Genomic DNA, 403 nt, shown 5'->3' on the forward strand with positions numbered 1-403 from the left:
TTGGACGTACATTTATTAACCAGCCAGTAGAAAAAGACCGGATGGATCGAATGAGTAAGAATGTAAAAATCGCACAAAAGAAATATGGGTACATTTCCGCTCCTAACCTTTGGAGAAAGATAAACGGTCTACAAAAACATATCATGATAGATACAGCTCGTCGCATCGTAAACTTTGCGGAACAGCACCATGCTGATGTGATTGTATTCGAATTTTTAGGGAAAATGAAATTTTCACCTAACACTAACGGAGCCAAACGACTCAAACAAAAATTGCACCATTGGTGCAAAAATGGCATTCAAAATAAAGTACAACAAATGGCGCACTACCGAGGAATTCGTATTCGTCGGGTAAATGCTGCAAATACTAGCAAACTAGCCTACGATGGCTCAGGTGAAGTTGT

At 39.5% G+C, this 403-nt stretch carries 1 protein-coding gene; it reads left to right on the forward strand.

The features are described from left to right. The coding region (locus tag MR109_RS29810; protein WP_242274865.1) for an IS200/IS605 family accessory protein TnpB-related protein at nt 1-403 on the forward strand (403 nt) is incomplete at both ends.

The organism is Bacillus cereus group sp. BfR-BA-01310, from assembly GCF_022664325.1.
Lineage (GTDB): Bacteria > Bacillota > Bacilli > Bacillales > Bacillaceae_G > Bacillus_A > Bacillus_A paramycoides.